The organism is Arenibacter lacus, from assembly GCF_008711145.1.
In the GTDB taxonomy this organism is placed as follows: Bacteria; Bacteroidota; Bacteroidia; order Flavobacteriales; family Flavobacteriaceae; genus Arenibacter; species Arenibacter amylolyticus.
This window is the reverse complement of the sequence record NZ_VVIN01000077.1, coordinates 1-12,855: the sequence shown is the minus strand read 5'-3', so window position 1 is coordinate 12,855 and position 12,855 is coordinate 1. Positions and strand designations below refer to the sequence as shown.

Genomic DNA, 12,855 nt, shown 5'->3' with positions numbered 1-12,855 from the left:
GTAAACAACACTAACAAAGTACGCTTTTTTATCGGTATTGGATATCAATTTAATACGTCCGATTAAGGTGCAGACAGTACAGTGCCTAATAAACATAAAGGTTATCCTGGAAAGTTTAGATCACATTATGACGATGTGCTTAAAATAAATATCCAACTTAAAAACATCGCAGATTTAAATGCAGTAAACGAAGTTTACACCACCTATTATAAAAGTAATCTTCCAGCCAGAACCGTAGCGGGCGTTTCAGCGATTCCTATGGATGCGTTGGTTCAAATTGATGCAACGGAACTACTATGTGTTATCAATGTCTTTACGATTTCTATAGCTCCGCTAATTTTTGGTCCTCTACCAATACAGTAGCTAAAAAACAAAGCCGTTTTAAAAGAGTAAGCAACAAACGATTCGATTTTTGTAGGAATATTCATTAATTATCATTATATTGAGTATTCATTACGAATCACTTTAAGTGATAGCAACCTGCCCATACAGGCGAAGGTGCTAAAATCGATGAGCCTACTTTTAGGAAAAATATGTGATTTTCCACAATTTAGAGTATTTATCGGGTTGTAATGTTTTAATAAAACAACGCACAGATACCTTAGGTATAAACAAAAACAGCCTCTAGTAAGATGCAAGCGTTTGTACTGAACGATTCTGTCAAAGGCATGTTAATGCAATTATTAACTTAAATATATTTTATTATGACAAATTTGACCTTCAATGATTTATTAAACGAACACAGACCTCTCCTTAAGGACCACACCTACGTTTAGTTGTCCAAATTTTATATTCGTGGTAGTACGGACGCTAAGAAACTACAAGGCTTGCTGTTTCATGAGGAGACGGATAGGATCTACGATTCCCGTTGGGATAAGTCTGATAGAGCCAATGGGAAAAATCCAATGCGACAAAAGTATACCAATAAGATGAACAAAAAGCGAGCTACCCTAGGGGTAAGTCCGCTAACTGAAAACGGGTATAATCCAGATGATACCTCCATAAAATTTTGTGAGGCGATTATAAAGAACTCGCCCAAACACAAGGAACAATAAATAGGCCATGTAGCTGTATTATTCCTATGAGCAGCTAACTGAAATAACCAACCTAAATAAACCATGAAAAGATGTTGACAGACCTAAAATCAAAAGAAAAAACCTAGTCTTATATTAATCTACTGTCAGAGAAAATCACCTTAGGTAATAGCAACCTGCCCAAGCTGGCGAAGGTACAAAAACAATGAGCTTAACACTGAAAAAATAGGACTAGCACCCATCTGTTAGCGAAATCTGGTAATGTGTGGTTGTTAACACAAATACACAAGATTTGTAAACGCTCTATGCTTATTGTCTCCTGATATTAATAGGGGATAGACGATACGCAGTACCGTTGTCTAGGCCAGCAAGGCACTATTTTAAAAATTAATCAATTAATAACTAATATTTAACCTTAATAAACTATGAAAACACTAACCTTGGGAAACATATTGCGTAACTATCAAGAACACTTAACAAAGTATGAGCTAGAAAACCTAAAAGACATTCAAAAAAGACCTACCGACTTTGCAACTCAGGTCAGGGAATTGCATCTGGCATTGTTTGGGGAAGAATTCGATTTTATGACAGATTCCAGAACAGATTCCAAAGACCGGAAACAGGGAAAAAACCCAATGTCCAGCGCTTACACAGAGCGAGTAAACAAGAAACGGGAAGCCTTTGGGATACCTCCGCTAGACGCTATCGGATTTGCTATGGATAACAGCAGCATAAAGTTTTGCGAGGAGGTAGTACGACAAACCAAAAACTATAAGGAACTCTTGGAACTAAAAAGAAAAAACGGCAAGCAAATCGTATTTGTAGACATGGATAATGTATTGGTGGATTTTCAATCGGGTATTGACCGAATTTCTAAGGAAGAAAGAGCAACTTTTGCAGGTAGATTAGACGAGGTTCCCGGTATTTTTGCCTTAATGGATCCCTATGAAGGGGCTATAGACTCGTATCGGTGGCTATCCGAAAACTTTGACACCTATATTCTATCTACTGCACCTTGGGAAAATCCTTCCGCCTGGCACGATAAACTCTTGTGGGTAAAGAAACACCTCCCTGAAGTTGCTTATAAACGATTGATTCTTTCGCATAATAAACATTTGGTAAGGGGCGATTTTCTCATTGATGATCGCACAGCAAATGGTGCCGGAAAGTTTCCAGGGAAACATATTCACTTTGGTGAAAAAGGAAAAGGTTTTGAAGACTGGAAAGCAGTGCGTGCCTACCTAAAGAATTTTGCATAACCTAGAACAACCTATTTTTTCCGTTTACTATTCAATTGGGAAGAAATTTAAAATATAACCCTATAGCAGCACCATGCCGTTGAAACTTCATAAAATAGCAGACATATTAGGGAACGGGCAAAACCAATCCTGCCTTGTTTCTATCGTAGTAGACTATACTATTTTGAAACAAAAACTAAAAGATTCCTCCAATAAATCGTGGTATTTCAAAAAAGGCAGGGAATCCTATGAGCAAAAACTAGCGTCTCTAGAAAATGAGTATGAAAAAATCAGAGCAGTCTTTAATGAAAATACAGCCGATTTTTTTCTTGATAAAATTAATGAGCGAAATCGTCAAATCCGACAATTCAGCAAAGAAGAAAGTTTAAATACGGTGGTTTATTTGGGGCGTAGTATGCTCCGGAGCAATAGGGATTTCCATATAGAGTTACTCCGTATGAAATCGAGAACCGACCTCTTAATGCCCCTGAGCTTTTACTTGCAATATCCGGAAGTATTTTTAGAGATAACCAACTATTCATCACCATAACCAATATAAAAGAGCCAACCATGACCTTAAAAGAACTAGTAGCAGATACTACCTGGCCATCTATCTTAGCCAGTTTTAGTGAGATAAACCCTGAAGCAGAAAACAATGTTGAAGAATATGGAAGGGTTTTTAAAAAGTTGAAAGTATTGGAGCCAGAATCTTCGGACTATTGGATTCTATTAAAATCCGTAAGCACCGAAGATGAAGTATATATAGATGTTTCCGGACTGCACAAGAATCCAAAAGCAGAGGAAGAGTCATACCCTCAGGGGCTAGAACTCACCCTTTGGCAAGAATGGTTGGGTATGGAGATACACCCAGAGAGTTTAGCATCTTTTTCAGCGACGGAAATTATAGTCCATTGTCTTTTGGAAATGACCTTTGTAGGTTTTTCCGAAGAAGCAATCCAAAAACAAATCCGAAGCATTGAGAAAAATAGAAAAAAGCGGCAATCCATGACCAAGGAGGAGCAGGAAGAAATCAATGCATCCGTAGAGGAATGGCTCAAAATAAGAGGGGAATCTTAAAACATCTAGGGATAGGGCGCCATCTGGGCCACATACACAGCCGTCACTAACTACCTCTTACACAGCGTGTGTTAGACCTCAGCGAACAAAAAGCAAAACCTATTTTAATTATATTTAACCCTATGCGTACTATTTTTGACTACAACCCCTCCAAGGCAGAATTGATTGATATTGTAGACCTACCCGATGCTACTAGGGAATGGTATGAGGAAATTTTTGATGAACACGCTTTCCTCTTGCATTTGTGTTTCTTATTTCACCTAAGAAAAGACAGGACCAATTTAAAAAAACATGTTGCCCTGCTTTCCGATGAAATGCGATTGGATTTTCATAGAACCGTGAACCATCTATAAATGGTTGGCACAATCTTACTCCCTGGGCACCAAAGCATTAGATTGGTCTATTATATCTTTAATAATTACATCAAATTCCGTTGCTGAAGTATAAATATGGCCCAACAACTCCTCCTTCTCCTCTTCTGGTACCAATCCATCATTGAGTAGCTCTATAAGCCCCATTATCCTAGCCAACGGAGCTCGTACCACGTGAGACTGCGTCCAGGCTATATTTCTCAATTTTTTATTTTGCGCTTCTATATTAAGGGCGCGTTCCTGCAATTCGTTATTGAGCTGTTTTAAGGAATCTTCATAGGTTTTTCGCATGGTTATATCGGTAATTGCACCGATCATTCTGGTGGCTTTGCCATCCGCATCCCTGATAACAGTGGCTTTATCCCATACATAGGCATACTCCCCGGTTGCTTTTAACAACCGATATTCACATTCCCATACGGAAGACTTGGGATTTTGCATCTTTTTGTAGTAGGATCTAAATACTCTTTTTTTATCTAAGGGATGTACCAAACTTTTCCAAAGCTGAAGGATTTCTGTATCATCCGTTATTTCATGGCCAAAAAGAAGTTTAAAGGATTCACTTAGAAATATGGTGTTTTTTGATATATCACAATCCCAAATTACATCATTGGCAGCTTGTGCCACTTTTTCAAAACGCTCATTGGTGAGCCTAATTTCATTATCTGCCTTTACACGCTCACTCACATCCTTCACATATATCGCGATTCCATTATCAGATGGATAGGCGTTTATCTCGTACCATGTATTAAATCGAGGAAAGTACTCTTCTAGGGTAAATTTTTTGTTGTTCTTAATCCCCTCGTTGATTTTTTCATAAATCTTATAATATCTGATTTGAGGGAATACTTCCTTTATATGATGCCCCAAGGTAGCTTCACGATCCATTCCAAAGGAATCTTCTGCCTGGCTGTTCCAATAGGTTACTATCCCTTCGTTGGTAAGGGATATAAAAGCATCCCCGATACTTTCCAAGATCGCATTTTTTTCTTCGGTGGTCCTTTTATAGTCTAGCTGACTCGTTTTTAGTTCATGGATGTCCTGAAAACTCCCATAAATTCGGACACATTGATCCTTCACGAATTCTGACTTTCCAAGAAGCCGAACCCATTTTTCCTTGCCTTTTGCTGTTCTGATCGGCATCTCCAGATCAATAGTCATGCCTTCATGAAAAACACTTTGGGTAACCTCTAAGAACTTATTAGTTCCCTCGTGATATTCATAAAAGCTTTGGATGTTCTTAAAATTGGGGACAAAATCCTTAGCTACCCCGTGAATTTTTTTGGTCATCTCGGACCAAAACACGGTGCCCTTTTCAAAATCCACCTCCCATGCCCCAATAAGCGCCAGATCGGTTACCTCTTTAAGCAACTCCTTAATTTCCTGTTTCTCTGTAATATCCTTGGCAACGGCATAGGTAATTCCCGTTTCATGGGTAAGATCGGCAGTCCAACTAAGCCATTTGGTTTTACCTTCCTTAGTCAGATACCGGTTTTCAAAATATCGGAGTGGTTCCCCTTGGTAGAGTCTACTTAAATACTCCGAGGTCTCTTCCCTATCTTCGGGGTGAATGAATTCCAGTAAATTTTCAGAAAGGAATTCTTGCTCTGAGAAGCCTAAAAGTTTAGTAGCAGCCGGATTTATTTTCTTAAAGTACCCATCGTCACCAATTTTACATATGATATCCGGGGTATATTTAAAAATTTGGTCAAGTTCCAATTCCAAGTTCTTTCGTTTAATTTCCTCTCCCAAAATGGCCTTCAGTTGTTGAAACAACTTGCCATAAAACGATGGATTATAAGAACCATTTTCATTTCCGAGAACTAGCACGCCCTTCATCTCATTATTGTACATCAAGGGAATGCCTATTACCTCCTGTGGACAATGCTCATCCGAAGAAACACCCCTTTTAAAGGCTTTTTCTTCTTCTATACTGTCCCAAACGGCCATTTCTTTGGTTTCCCACACGGTACCTAGAAGTCCTTTTCCATATTCGGAAATTGTAAGTCCCCCCTGGTTATTTAAAGGTTGTTGGGTAGTATTTTTTGCAGCATGATGAGCTGTGAGTGTTAAGGTAGATTTGTCCGATCCTAATAGCCATACCTGGCCAGCACTGTAATTTATACGCTTAGTTAAAAGCTCTAACACCTTTACCAAACAGGACTCCATGCTTGCATCACTTTTGAAAAAACTACTGATTTGGTTCAATAGCTCCTTTTGCAACTTAGCATTGTACATTTCCGTCACGTCCCGCTCTATGGAAACCCAATGCGTATATTTACCATTTTCGTCGGCTACGGGATTTACAACGCAGTGAACCCAATAATCCTCTCCAACCTTATCTTTAGAGATTAATGTGGTTTCAAAAGCAGACCAAGCGTCCATGGCTTCTTTCCTTTCCTGTAACCTAGAAGGGTCATCATTCGGACTCTTTAAGATAGAGACAGGTTTTCCGAGGACTTCTCTTTCCGTATACCCGCTCATTTCAACAAAAGCTTGGTTCACATAAACAATCTTACGGCCACCTTTGCCAAAAGGTTTCGCTTCCGTCACTAGTACCGCTTCCTTGGTATTGGTCACCACAGATCCTAATAGCCTAAGTTGCTGTTCTTCCTGTTTTTGTTGGGTTATGTCCTGTACCGTGCCTTCAAAAAAGTCAGCTGTTCGGTTATGGCCCTCCACAAGATGACCAATTTGATGCACCCATTTTATGGTGCCATCCGGTAAAACAACCCTATATATAAGGTCGTGCTTCTCATGTTTATCAACGGCAGGGCCTTTCTTTATCTCAAGTTTGGCTCGGTCCTCAGGATGTACCGTAGCTAAAAAATTCTCATAAGTAAGGTGAAAAACCTCCTTTTCTCTTCCCCAAATAGCATACACCTCATCTGACCATGAAATTAAGAAACTGCCGAGGTTTAAGCTCCAATAGCCCAATTTAGCAATCTCGGCTGCATTCTTTAACAGCCGCTCGGATTGTTTTAATTCCTGTAAATACGCTTCTCTTTCAGAAACATCGTTACAGCCAATCAACATGCAGTCACGGTCTCTAATTGTTAATTTATGACCTACCAATTCTAACTGGGATATGTTCCCGTTCTTGCTTTTGTGTGCAAATACGCCGTAATTAATTGTTCCTTCTTTGGGTTTGGAATTTTTAAGGGCATTAATGAATACTGGCACTTCATCTTGTGGCTTAAGATTTATAGCCTCCATTCCAATTAACTCTTCCCTACTATACCCAAAGTGGGTTACCATCTTGTCATTAACCTCCAGAATGGTATAGTTACTGAGGTCCAGGAGATATTTTGGCAATGGGCTGGCATTAAATAGGAGTTGTTCATTTTTTTGGGAAGCCTTTAAATTATGGCTTAAAAACATTGTATCATTTACATCCCGTGCAATGACGACTATACCTTCTAACTCCTTATGTTGACGTAAATCAAGGGCCAGAAGTTCTATCCAAGTCCAACTGCCATCTTTTTGTAGAATTCTATAAGGTGTTGTATCATACGGCTCATCGCTAAGAAGCTTATTAAACTTAGATAGGGCAACTTCCCGATCATCATGATGCAAAAGATCAAAAAAGTTCTTCCCAATTAATTCCTCTGAAATGTACCCTATATTAAGTCCAAACCTGGTACTCACAAAGCTAACATCTCCCTGAGCATCCAAAATACTGAGCCAGCTATACCCAGCACGAATCACGGAGGTAAACTTGGGCAATATTAAACTGATTTTCTCCCAAACTTTTTTATCCGACGTAATATCATATATTTCACCTTCGATGAAAGTGCGGACATCACTTTCCTTTTTGACTAAGCTATTTGCCGTAATATGCACCCAAACCACCTGACCGTTCTTATGGACCATTCGGAACTCCAGTTCCTTCACGGCAATCGTCTTATTGATCCAAATCTCTAGCTCTATATTGAATTTATGCCTGTCGTCTGGATGGATTAGGTTTACCCATTCACTTAAAGATCTTACTTCTAATTCTTCGGGAGTATACCCTAAAATTAGGGGAAATTCAGGATCTATATAGAAATTATCCGTTCCAATTTCTAATTTCCAGGAGGCACTACCAGTTGACCCCGGGGTTTTATCTAAACCAACATTTTCTAATTCCATATGAGCTGTTATTGGGTAGGCTTGTTTTAGGGCTTTTGACTTTCATCCATCAAGCGTTTAAGTACGGTACTTTTTATAATATTTCCAATAAAGATGGAGGTGATCCCCGAAATCCTAGTTATAGTATTGAGTATCTATATCCGAAATTTCTCAGTCCAATTTATTCCAATCGAATATTACCCCATCATTCCTGAGGTATAAACTCACAAAGTTAATCTTAACGCATATTACGGGCTATACTTTTAACAAACGATAACATTTTTTGGGCACAGCGAAACAGGCTCTGGTGGAGACCAACCTGTTAGGAATAATCAGTTAGACGATTGGAATGGTCAAGGGGCTCCAAACGAGCCCCTAACCCAAAATTATTCCAAGAGTCAAAACGCCTAAAAAAACTCTTAACTGTCAGACGAAATCGTAGCTATTACAATTGTGGTGTCGTTTTTATTGTTTTTTTATTTTCAACTGTTATTTCTGACCCTTCTGCAAGCATTACAGAATTTGGTTTTACAGAATTTAGGAATTCAAATTCTCTGCCATAAACTTTTCCAAATTCCACATTGATTTTATAATCATTCACGTTGTATGCTTGCCATTTAGGATGTATTACTTCGTACTCGTTTGATTTTTCTTTATTAACTTTTGCATAGCCCCAATAATGCTCTGTAATAAATTCCGTTTCGCTTCCAGAAATGATTTCATAACTTTCTTTACTTCCTGTCACTTGAAATCTATTTTCAATTCCAGATGTAGTCCAATTATATTCTACAATTCTTGAATTGTTATTTTCAATCCATTTATGACTCATTGGCATAGTTTCATAATTTTCGTTGTAAACAGTATTTGCAACAAAAGTCAAAGCTCTTTTTGGTACAATTTCTTTAATGAAAACAACTCCTCGTTTCCATTCTCCATTTTCAAGTCTTTTTACGTAAAAGCGTAAATTTACTTCTTCAAAATCTGTGTGAAATGGAATTTTTATTCCTAATAGTTTTGTGTTTTTAAACATAAATCCTACTAAGCTGACAAAGCACTTCTCATTCCATAAATCTAATTCGGTTCCAGGAGGAATAAATTCAGTTAAATAGTCTTCGTCAATAGCATAATTTGCTATCGCTAGTTTTCTCCATTCTGCTTTTAAGAAACTCATTTATGTTCTGTTTTTAAATGCACCACAACGTGTACGGGTATGATTTCGGCGTGGAAAATCCGGCAGGATTTTTCATGCTGGGACCGGGCCAGGTTAAATGTAAGGATTTTTATTTTTTGCGATTTGGCCACGCTGAATTATAGCCAATGTTGTGTTTTCGTACTATTTCCGTAACTGCTTTTTAATTTTTTTAGGATCTTGTCTTGTATCGAAAAGTGTAATTATTTCTATTTCCTCTGCTTGGAAATTAATTCGGTAGAAAAAGGTAGTTTGTTTAGTAACTACACATTTGTAAATGCCTCCAAATTCGTTCGATTTCGGGCAGCTTTCAGGTTGAATTGATATTTGTTTTATTTTATCGGTCAATTTGGCCAGAAAGTCCATTTTGACTTTATAGCTCCACTTTTCCAATAAATGTTGTGCGAGTTTTTCGAGTTTGGATTCGGCCAGTTCGGACAGATAAACTTCCATTAGGAAATCCTTTTTAGAACATCCTTGAACGGCACTCTTTTTCCCTTGTCCAACTGCTCGATTCCTTTTTTAATTTCGTCTTGTTCTGCAGCGCTCAGATCGTTCCAAAAATCGGACTTTTCATTCTTTATGAAATCAGTCACTTTTTTAATAAATCTATCGTTATCGATATTTAAGATTATCTTGACGAGCTCTATTTTTGATGCTTCGATATCCATATTAATTCCCTTTACTCAAATTTACTAAAAATTCCCTTTAACCACGAATTTTATGTATGAAGCACAACGGCAGTCTGTCTCAAAACCACCCTTTAATGGTTGAAAATAGGATTTTTATTTGATGTTCTAAAAGTAAACAGGAAAGAGTTGAAATATTGCACTTTGCCCTTTAAAATCAATTTTAGGGCCTTTTTTTGAGCGATAGGTGCCTTTGCATACCAAAAATGAAGCATAGCAAACCTACCAGGAAGTTTCATTGGCAAGGTTCAGCATCCTTTTAAGATTGTATGCTAACGCTATGAAGCCAAAATCGGCTGAAGCCCTTTGGAGTCCCTTTTTGGTCATAATGTGGTCAAATCCCTCCCGAAGGCTCGGGATCGTTTCATGGTGCCAAATGGATGTTCTACCAATGCTTGTCGCTGTTTATATACTGATTCATTGTGAGCGACTCGGGTAGCATTGTCCTGGATGTTTTGGGTGAACTCGCTTCGTTGTATGATCTTGCCATTGACCTTGGCAGTGGTGCATTCATGACGTACGGGGCAGCTTTTGCATGCCCTGGTCTTATATTGTTTAAAAGTGTAGTTTCTTGATTTGTACTGGGTTTGGTTAGAGTTTAATTCATTTCCCTGCGGACAGGTATAGGTGTCTTTTTCGCGGTTATAGAGAAAATGTTCTGCGTTATAAGCTGGATTCGGTGCCTGGCTTGCCCTGCCTATGCCTGGAATGGCAACCAAGGTCTTTATTCCCAGGTTATCGACTGTTTTGAACTCGCTGCCCGTGTGGTAACCTTTGTCATAGAGTGCGGTAAACTGATTGGTTCTCAAAATTGACTTAGCCCTACGGAGCATCATGCCCATGGCTTTTTTGTCGTTTTGGTTGGTGAGCTTTTAGTCAATCAGGATTTTGTGCTTTCCGTCCACAGTTATCTGGCCGGTATAGCACACCTCGGTAATCATTCCCCTTATGATTTGATGTCGGCTGTCCGGGTCGGAGGTGGAGATCTGTGGGTTCTCAGAGAACCGATCCCCGTCCAGTTTCCTTTGAAGCTGTTCATACTTCCTGCGCTGCTGTTTGCGGTGTCCGACCTGTTTTTGCAATTCCTCCTTTTGGTCATCATCTGCCGTGGCCAAGGCCTTATTGTGTTCTTCCAGTTTATTGTCAATATATTCGAGATGCCTTTGAATTTTCTTTTTGTTGTAATTGTTCTTCTTGGAATTTTGGGCACGAAATTTTGTGGAGTCCCCTGCAATCAACAACCCTCCAATGAGGTTGAAGTTCCTGGCAATCTCAACGCTGTGGCGGAACACACGCTTGATGGCCTTGGGATTGTCTTTCCTAAACCTGGCAATCGTGTTGTGGTCGGGCTTTAAGTTTTTCAAGAGCCAGATGACTTCCAGGTTACGATGGCATTCCTTTTCCAATTGCCTGGAGGACCGCATGCGGTTCATATAACCGTAGATATAGAGTTTCAATAAATCTGCCGGATTGTATGGCGGTCTTCCTTGGGCGGGCAATATATCAAAGCCCAATTCTCGCAGATCCATGCTTTCCACAAACTGATCGATAAAACGAACTGAATTGTCCTGCGGAACCATGTCGTCCAAACAAGTGCTGTAAAGTGTTAACTGCTCCCGGTCTTGTCCTTGTTGATATTCCATACCTTAAGTTACAAAAAGCCGGGGGTTGGATCTGAAGATGATGCAACGGGTTTTCAACAAGGTTATTAAGTTTTGAGACAGTCTGACGGCCCAGCGTCGAGTAGGCAAGGGGAATTTCACCCCGAGCCTCTCACAGAACCGTACGTGATAGTCTTCCATCATACGGCTCTTCTAATTTAACATACAAATATAAGCTCATCCTCTTTCAAGTTGGCAAATCGTATTTTTAAATTAGCTAACCCCTTTGCTCCACTCCCATTACAGGAGCTTCATCACTACTACGGGTTAGTCCGCCCCTGCATAATGCCTTGATTTTCTGCCTCCAGGTTGTTCCTGTTGTGCATTTCTCTTTGCATCACCATGCAGGTTCCCGAGTTCCGTAATTGAGCCCGGATAATGTTCATGCCACCTGAATGACGCCAGCCATACGGAAAATAAACAGATTGCCTCCGTACTCAGCATTGTTTCCAACGCTACTTTTCACTCCGTCTCATACTTCGTAGCTTTTGACTGGAGGTACGCACTTCTCGACACCTCATCAGCGGTTCACTTTCGTTCATCTCCATTATCCATACCTGATTCTGCTCATGGCAAAACCTTTTCTTAGACGCTCAGCACCATGGCTCTTTACCACAGCACCTCTAAGTGGTTTGAAGCCATCCTCTGTAAGACGACTTCGGTGGGTCAATTGCAACTTTGCAACTTCCACCATCTCAATTACAGCATGTAGTGAATATTTTTACCGTTCACTACTTCTCGGCACACTAAGCGTAGTACGGTAGTAAGGAAGGCTTTCGTTTCCGTTTTAGCACGAAGCTAAAGCTTATTGTTTCGCTTTTTCTTTTTTTGCTCCAAAGCTAAATCCATAAGATTTAGCGACATTGTAAATATAGACAGACCTTTCGTTTTAGCCCTAAAGTCCGGATTACGTTTAGGTTTTGTTGTAGGTAGGCTTTTCCGTACGTCTGTCAATTCCGATCTCAGGCTGTTATTTTTATTCCACTATTCATTTCTAAAACCTTTTTGATAAACGTTTCGTTTGTTTTCGGACTAATGTAGATTTCTTCGTACTTATCATATTTTACAAGCAGTCCTTTTCTCGCTGTTGCGGGTTTAAAGCCAACATAAACAGTTTTATTCTTTACTATTTCTCTTATTCTGTCAACACTTATTTTGCCATTAAAAGGCCCGCTTCTGTATATAAAATTATTATCACTCAGTTCATAATTTGTTCCGAAATATAGCCAAAGAACAAGTCCTAATACTAAAGTTATTGGAATCAAAGTCCATCTTTCACTTCGCTCCATTTCTCCCTGAAGAATACCGATAATTGTTAGTCCTAAAATGAAGGCAAGAATACCGAATATTATTGCACTAAATAATATGTCTTTTCTACTCTTAAATTTCATTTCTAAATCTTTTTTCAGCTTACCTACAACGTTAAGGCTATGATTTCGGTCTGGGAAATCCCTTAGGATTTTTTCAGGCAAGAAATCGTGCCGAC

General features: G+C 39.2%; 11 protein-coding genes, 1 pseudogene and 1 riboswitch. Of the genes and pseudogenes, 6 read left to right on the top strand and 6 right to left on the bottom strand.

Features of this window, described 5'->3' with window-relative positions; all coding sequences use genetic code 11:
- Positions 1–81 precede the first annotated feature (81 nt).
- The 6 genes from F1E73_RS18135 to F1E73_RS15245 all read left to right on the top strand — a co-directional run bounded on the left by F1E73_RS18135 (position 82) and on the right by F1E73_RS15245 (position 3,702).
- The gene (locus F1E73_RS18135; RefSeq protein ID WP_223883465.1) at positions 82–363 is read left to right on the top strand and encodes a RidA family protein; all 282 of its coding nucleotides are present in this window, start codon (positions 82–84) and stop codon (positions 361–363) included.
- A gap of 82 nt (positions 364–445) precedes the next feature.
- Positions 446–543, top strand: a riboswitch (SAM-I-IV-variant riboswitch).
- A 233-nt stretch (positions 544–776) separates the two neighbouring features.
- The gene (locus F1E73_RS15265) at positions 777–1,055 is read left to right on the top strand and encodes a hypothetical protein (RefSeq protein ID WP_150452423.1); all 279 of its coding nucleotides are present in this window, start codon (positions 777–779) and stop codon (positions 1,053–1,055) included.
- Positions 1,056–1,459: 404 nt separating this feature from the next.
- Positions 1,460–2,293 (top strand): 5' nucleotidase, NT5C type, encoded by an 834-nt coding sequence (locus F1E73_RS15260; protein WP_223883464.1) that lies wholly within the window; start codon positions 1,460–1,462, stop codon positions 2,291–2,293.
- A 73-nt stretch (positions 2,294–2,366) separates the two neighbouring features.
- Complete coding sequence (locus F1E73_RS15255) at positions 2,367–2,822, top strand: hypothetical protein (RefSeq protein WP_150452422.1); 456 nt, start codon at positions 2,367–2,369, stop codon at positions 2,820–2,822.
- Between the two features lie 20 nt (positions 2,823–2,842).
- Complete coding sequence (locus tag F1E73_RS15250; protein ID WP_150452421.1) at positions 2,843–3,349, top strand: DUF6557 family protein; 507 nt, start codon at positions 2,843–2,845, stop codon at positions 3,347–3,349.
- A 122-nt stretch (positions 3,350–3,471) separates the two neighbouring features.
- The gene (locus tag F1E73_RS15245) at positions 3,472–3,702 is read left to right on the top strand and encodes a hypothetical protein (RefSeq protein ID WP_150452420.1); all 231 of its coding nucleotides are present in this window, start codon (positions 3,472–3,474) and stop codon (positions 3,700–3,702) included.
- Between the two features lie 15 nt (positions 3,703–3,717).
- On the opposite strand, the gene F1E73_RS15240 is transcribed toward F1E73_RS15245, so the two are convergent.
- From F1E73_RS15240 to F1E73_RS15215, 6 genes and pseudogenes are all read right to left on the bottom strand, one after another.
- Positions 3,718–7,851 carry a PAS domain S-box protein gene (locus F1E73_RS15240; protein ID WP_150452419.1) on the bottom strand — a complete coding sequence of 1,378 codons (4,134 nt, stop codon included), beginning with the start codon at positions 7,849–7,851 and terminating at the stop codon, positions 3,718–3,720.
- Positions 7,852–8,275: 424 nt separating this feature from the next.
- Complete coding sequence (locus F1E73_RS15235) at positions 8,276–9,001, bottom strand: YqjF family protein (RefSeq protein WP_150452418.1); 726 nt, start codon at positions 8,999–9,001, stop codon at positions 8,276–8,278.
- Between the two features lie 162 nt (positions 9,002–9,163).
- Entirely contained in the window at positions 9,164–9,472 is a 309-nt protein-coding gene (locus F1E73_RS15230; protein ID WP_150452417.1) for a type II toxin-antitoxin system RelE/ParE family toxin, read from the bottom strand.
- Positions 9,472–9,615: a hypothetical protein gene (locus F1E73_RS15225; RefSeq protein ID WP_223883463.1), complete on the bottom strand. Its 144-nt coding sequence runs from the start codon at positions 9,613–9,615 to the stop codon at positions 9,472–9,474. Before F1E73_RS15225 ends, F1E73_RS15230 begins: the two co-directional genes overlap by 1 nt.
- 256 nt (positions 9,616–9,871) lie before the next feature.
- Positions 9,872–11,351, bottom strand: a pseudogene (locus F1E73_RS18150) (IS1182 family transposase).
- A 980-nt stretch (positions 11,352–12,331) separates the two neighbouring features.
- Positions 12,332–12,855, bottom strand: a 524-nt coding sequence (locus F1E73_RS15215; protein ID WP_223883462.1) for a PH domain-containing protein, incomplete at its 5' end; no start/stop codon positions are given.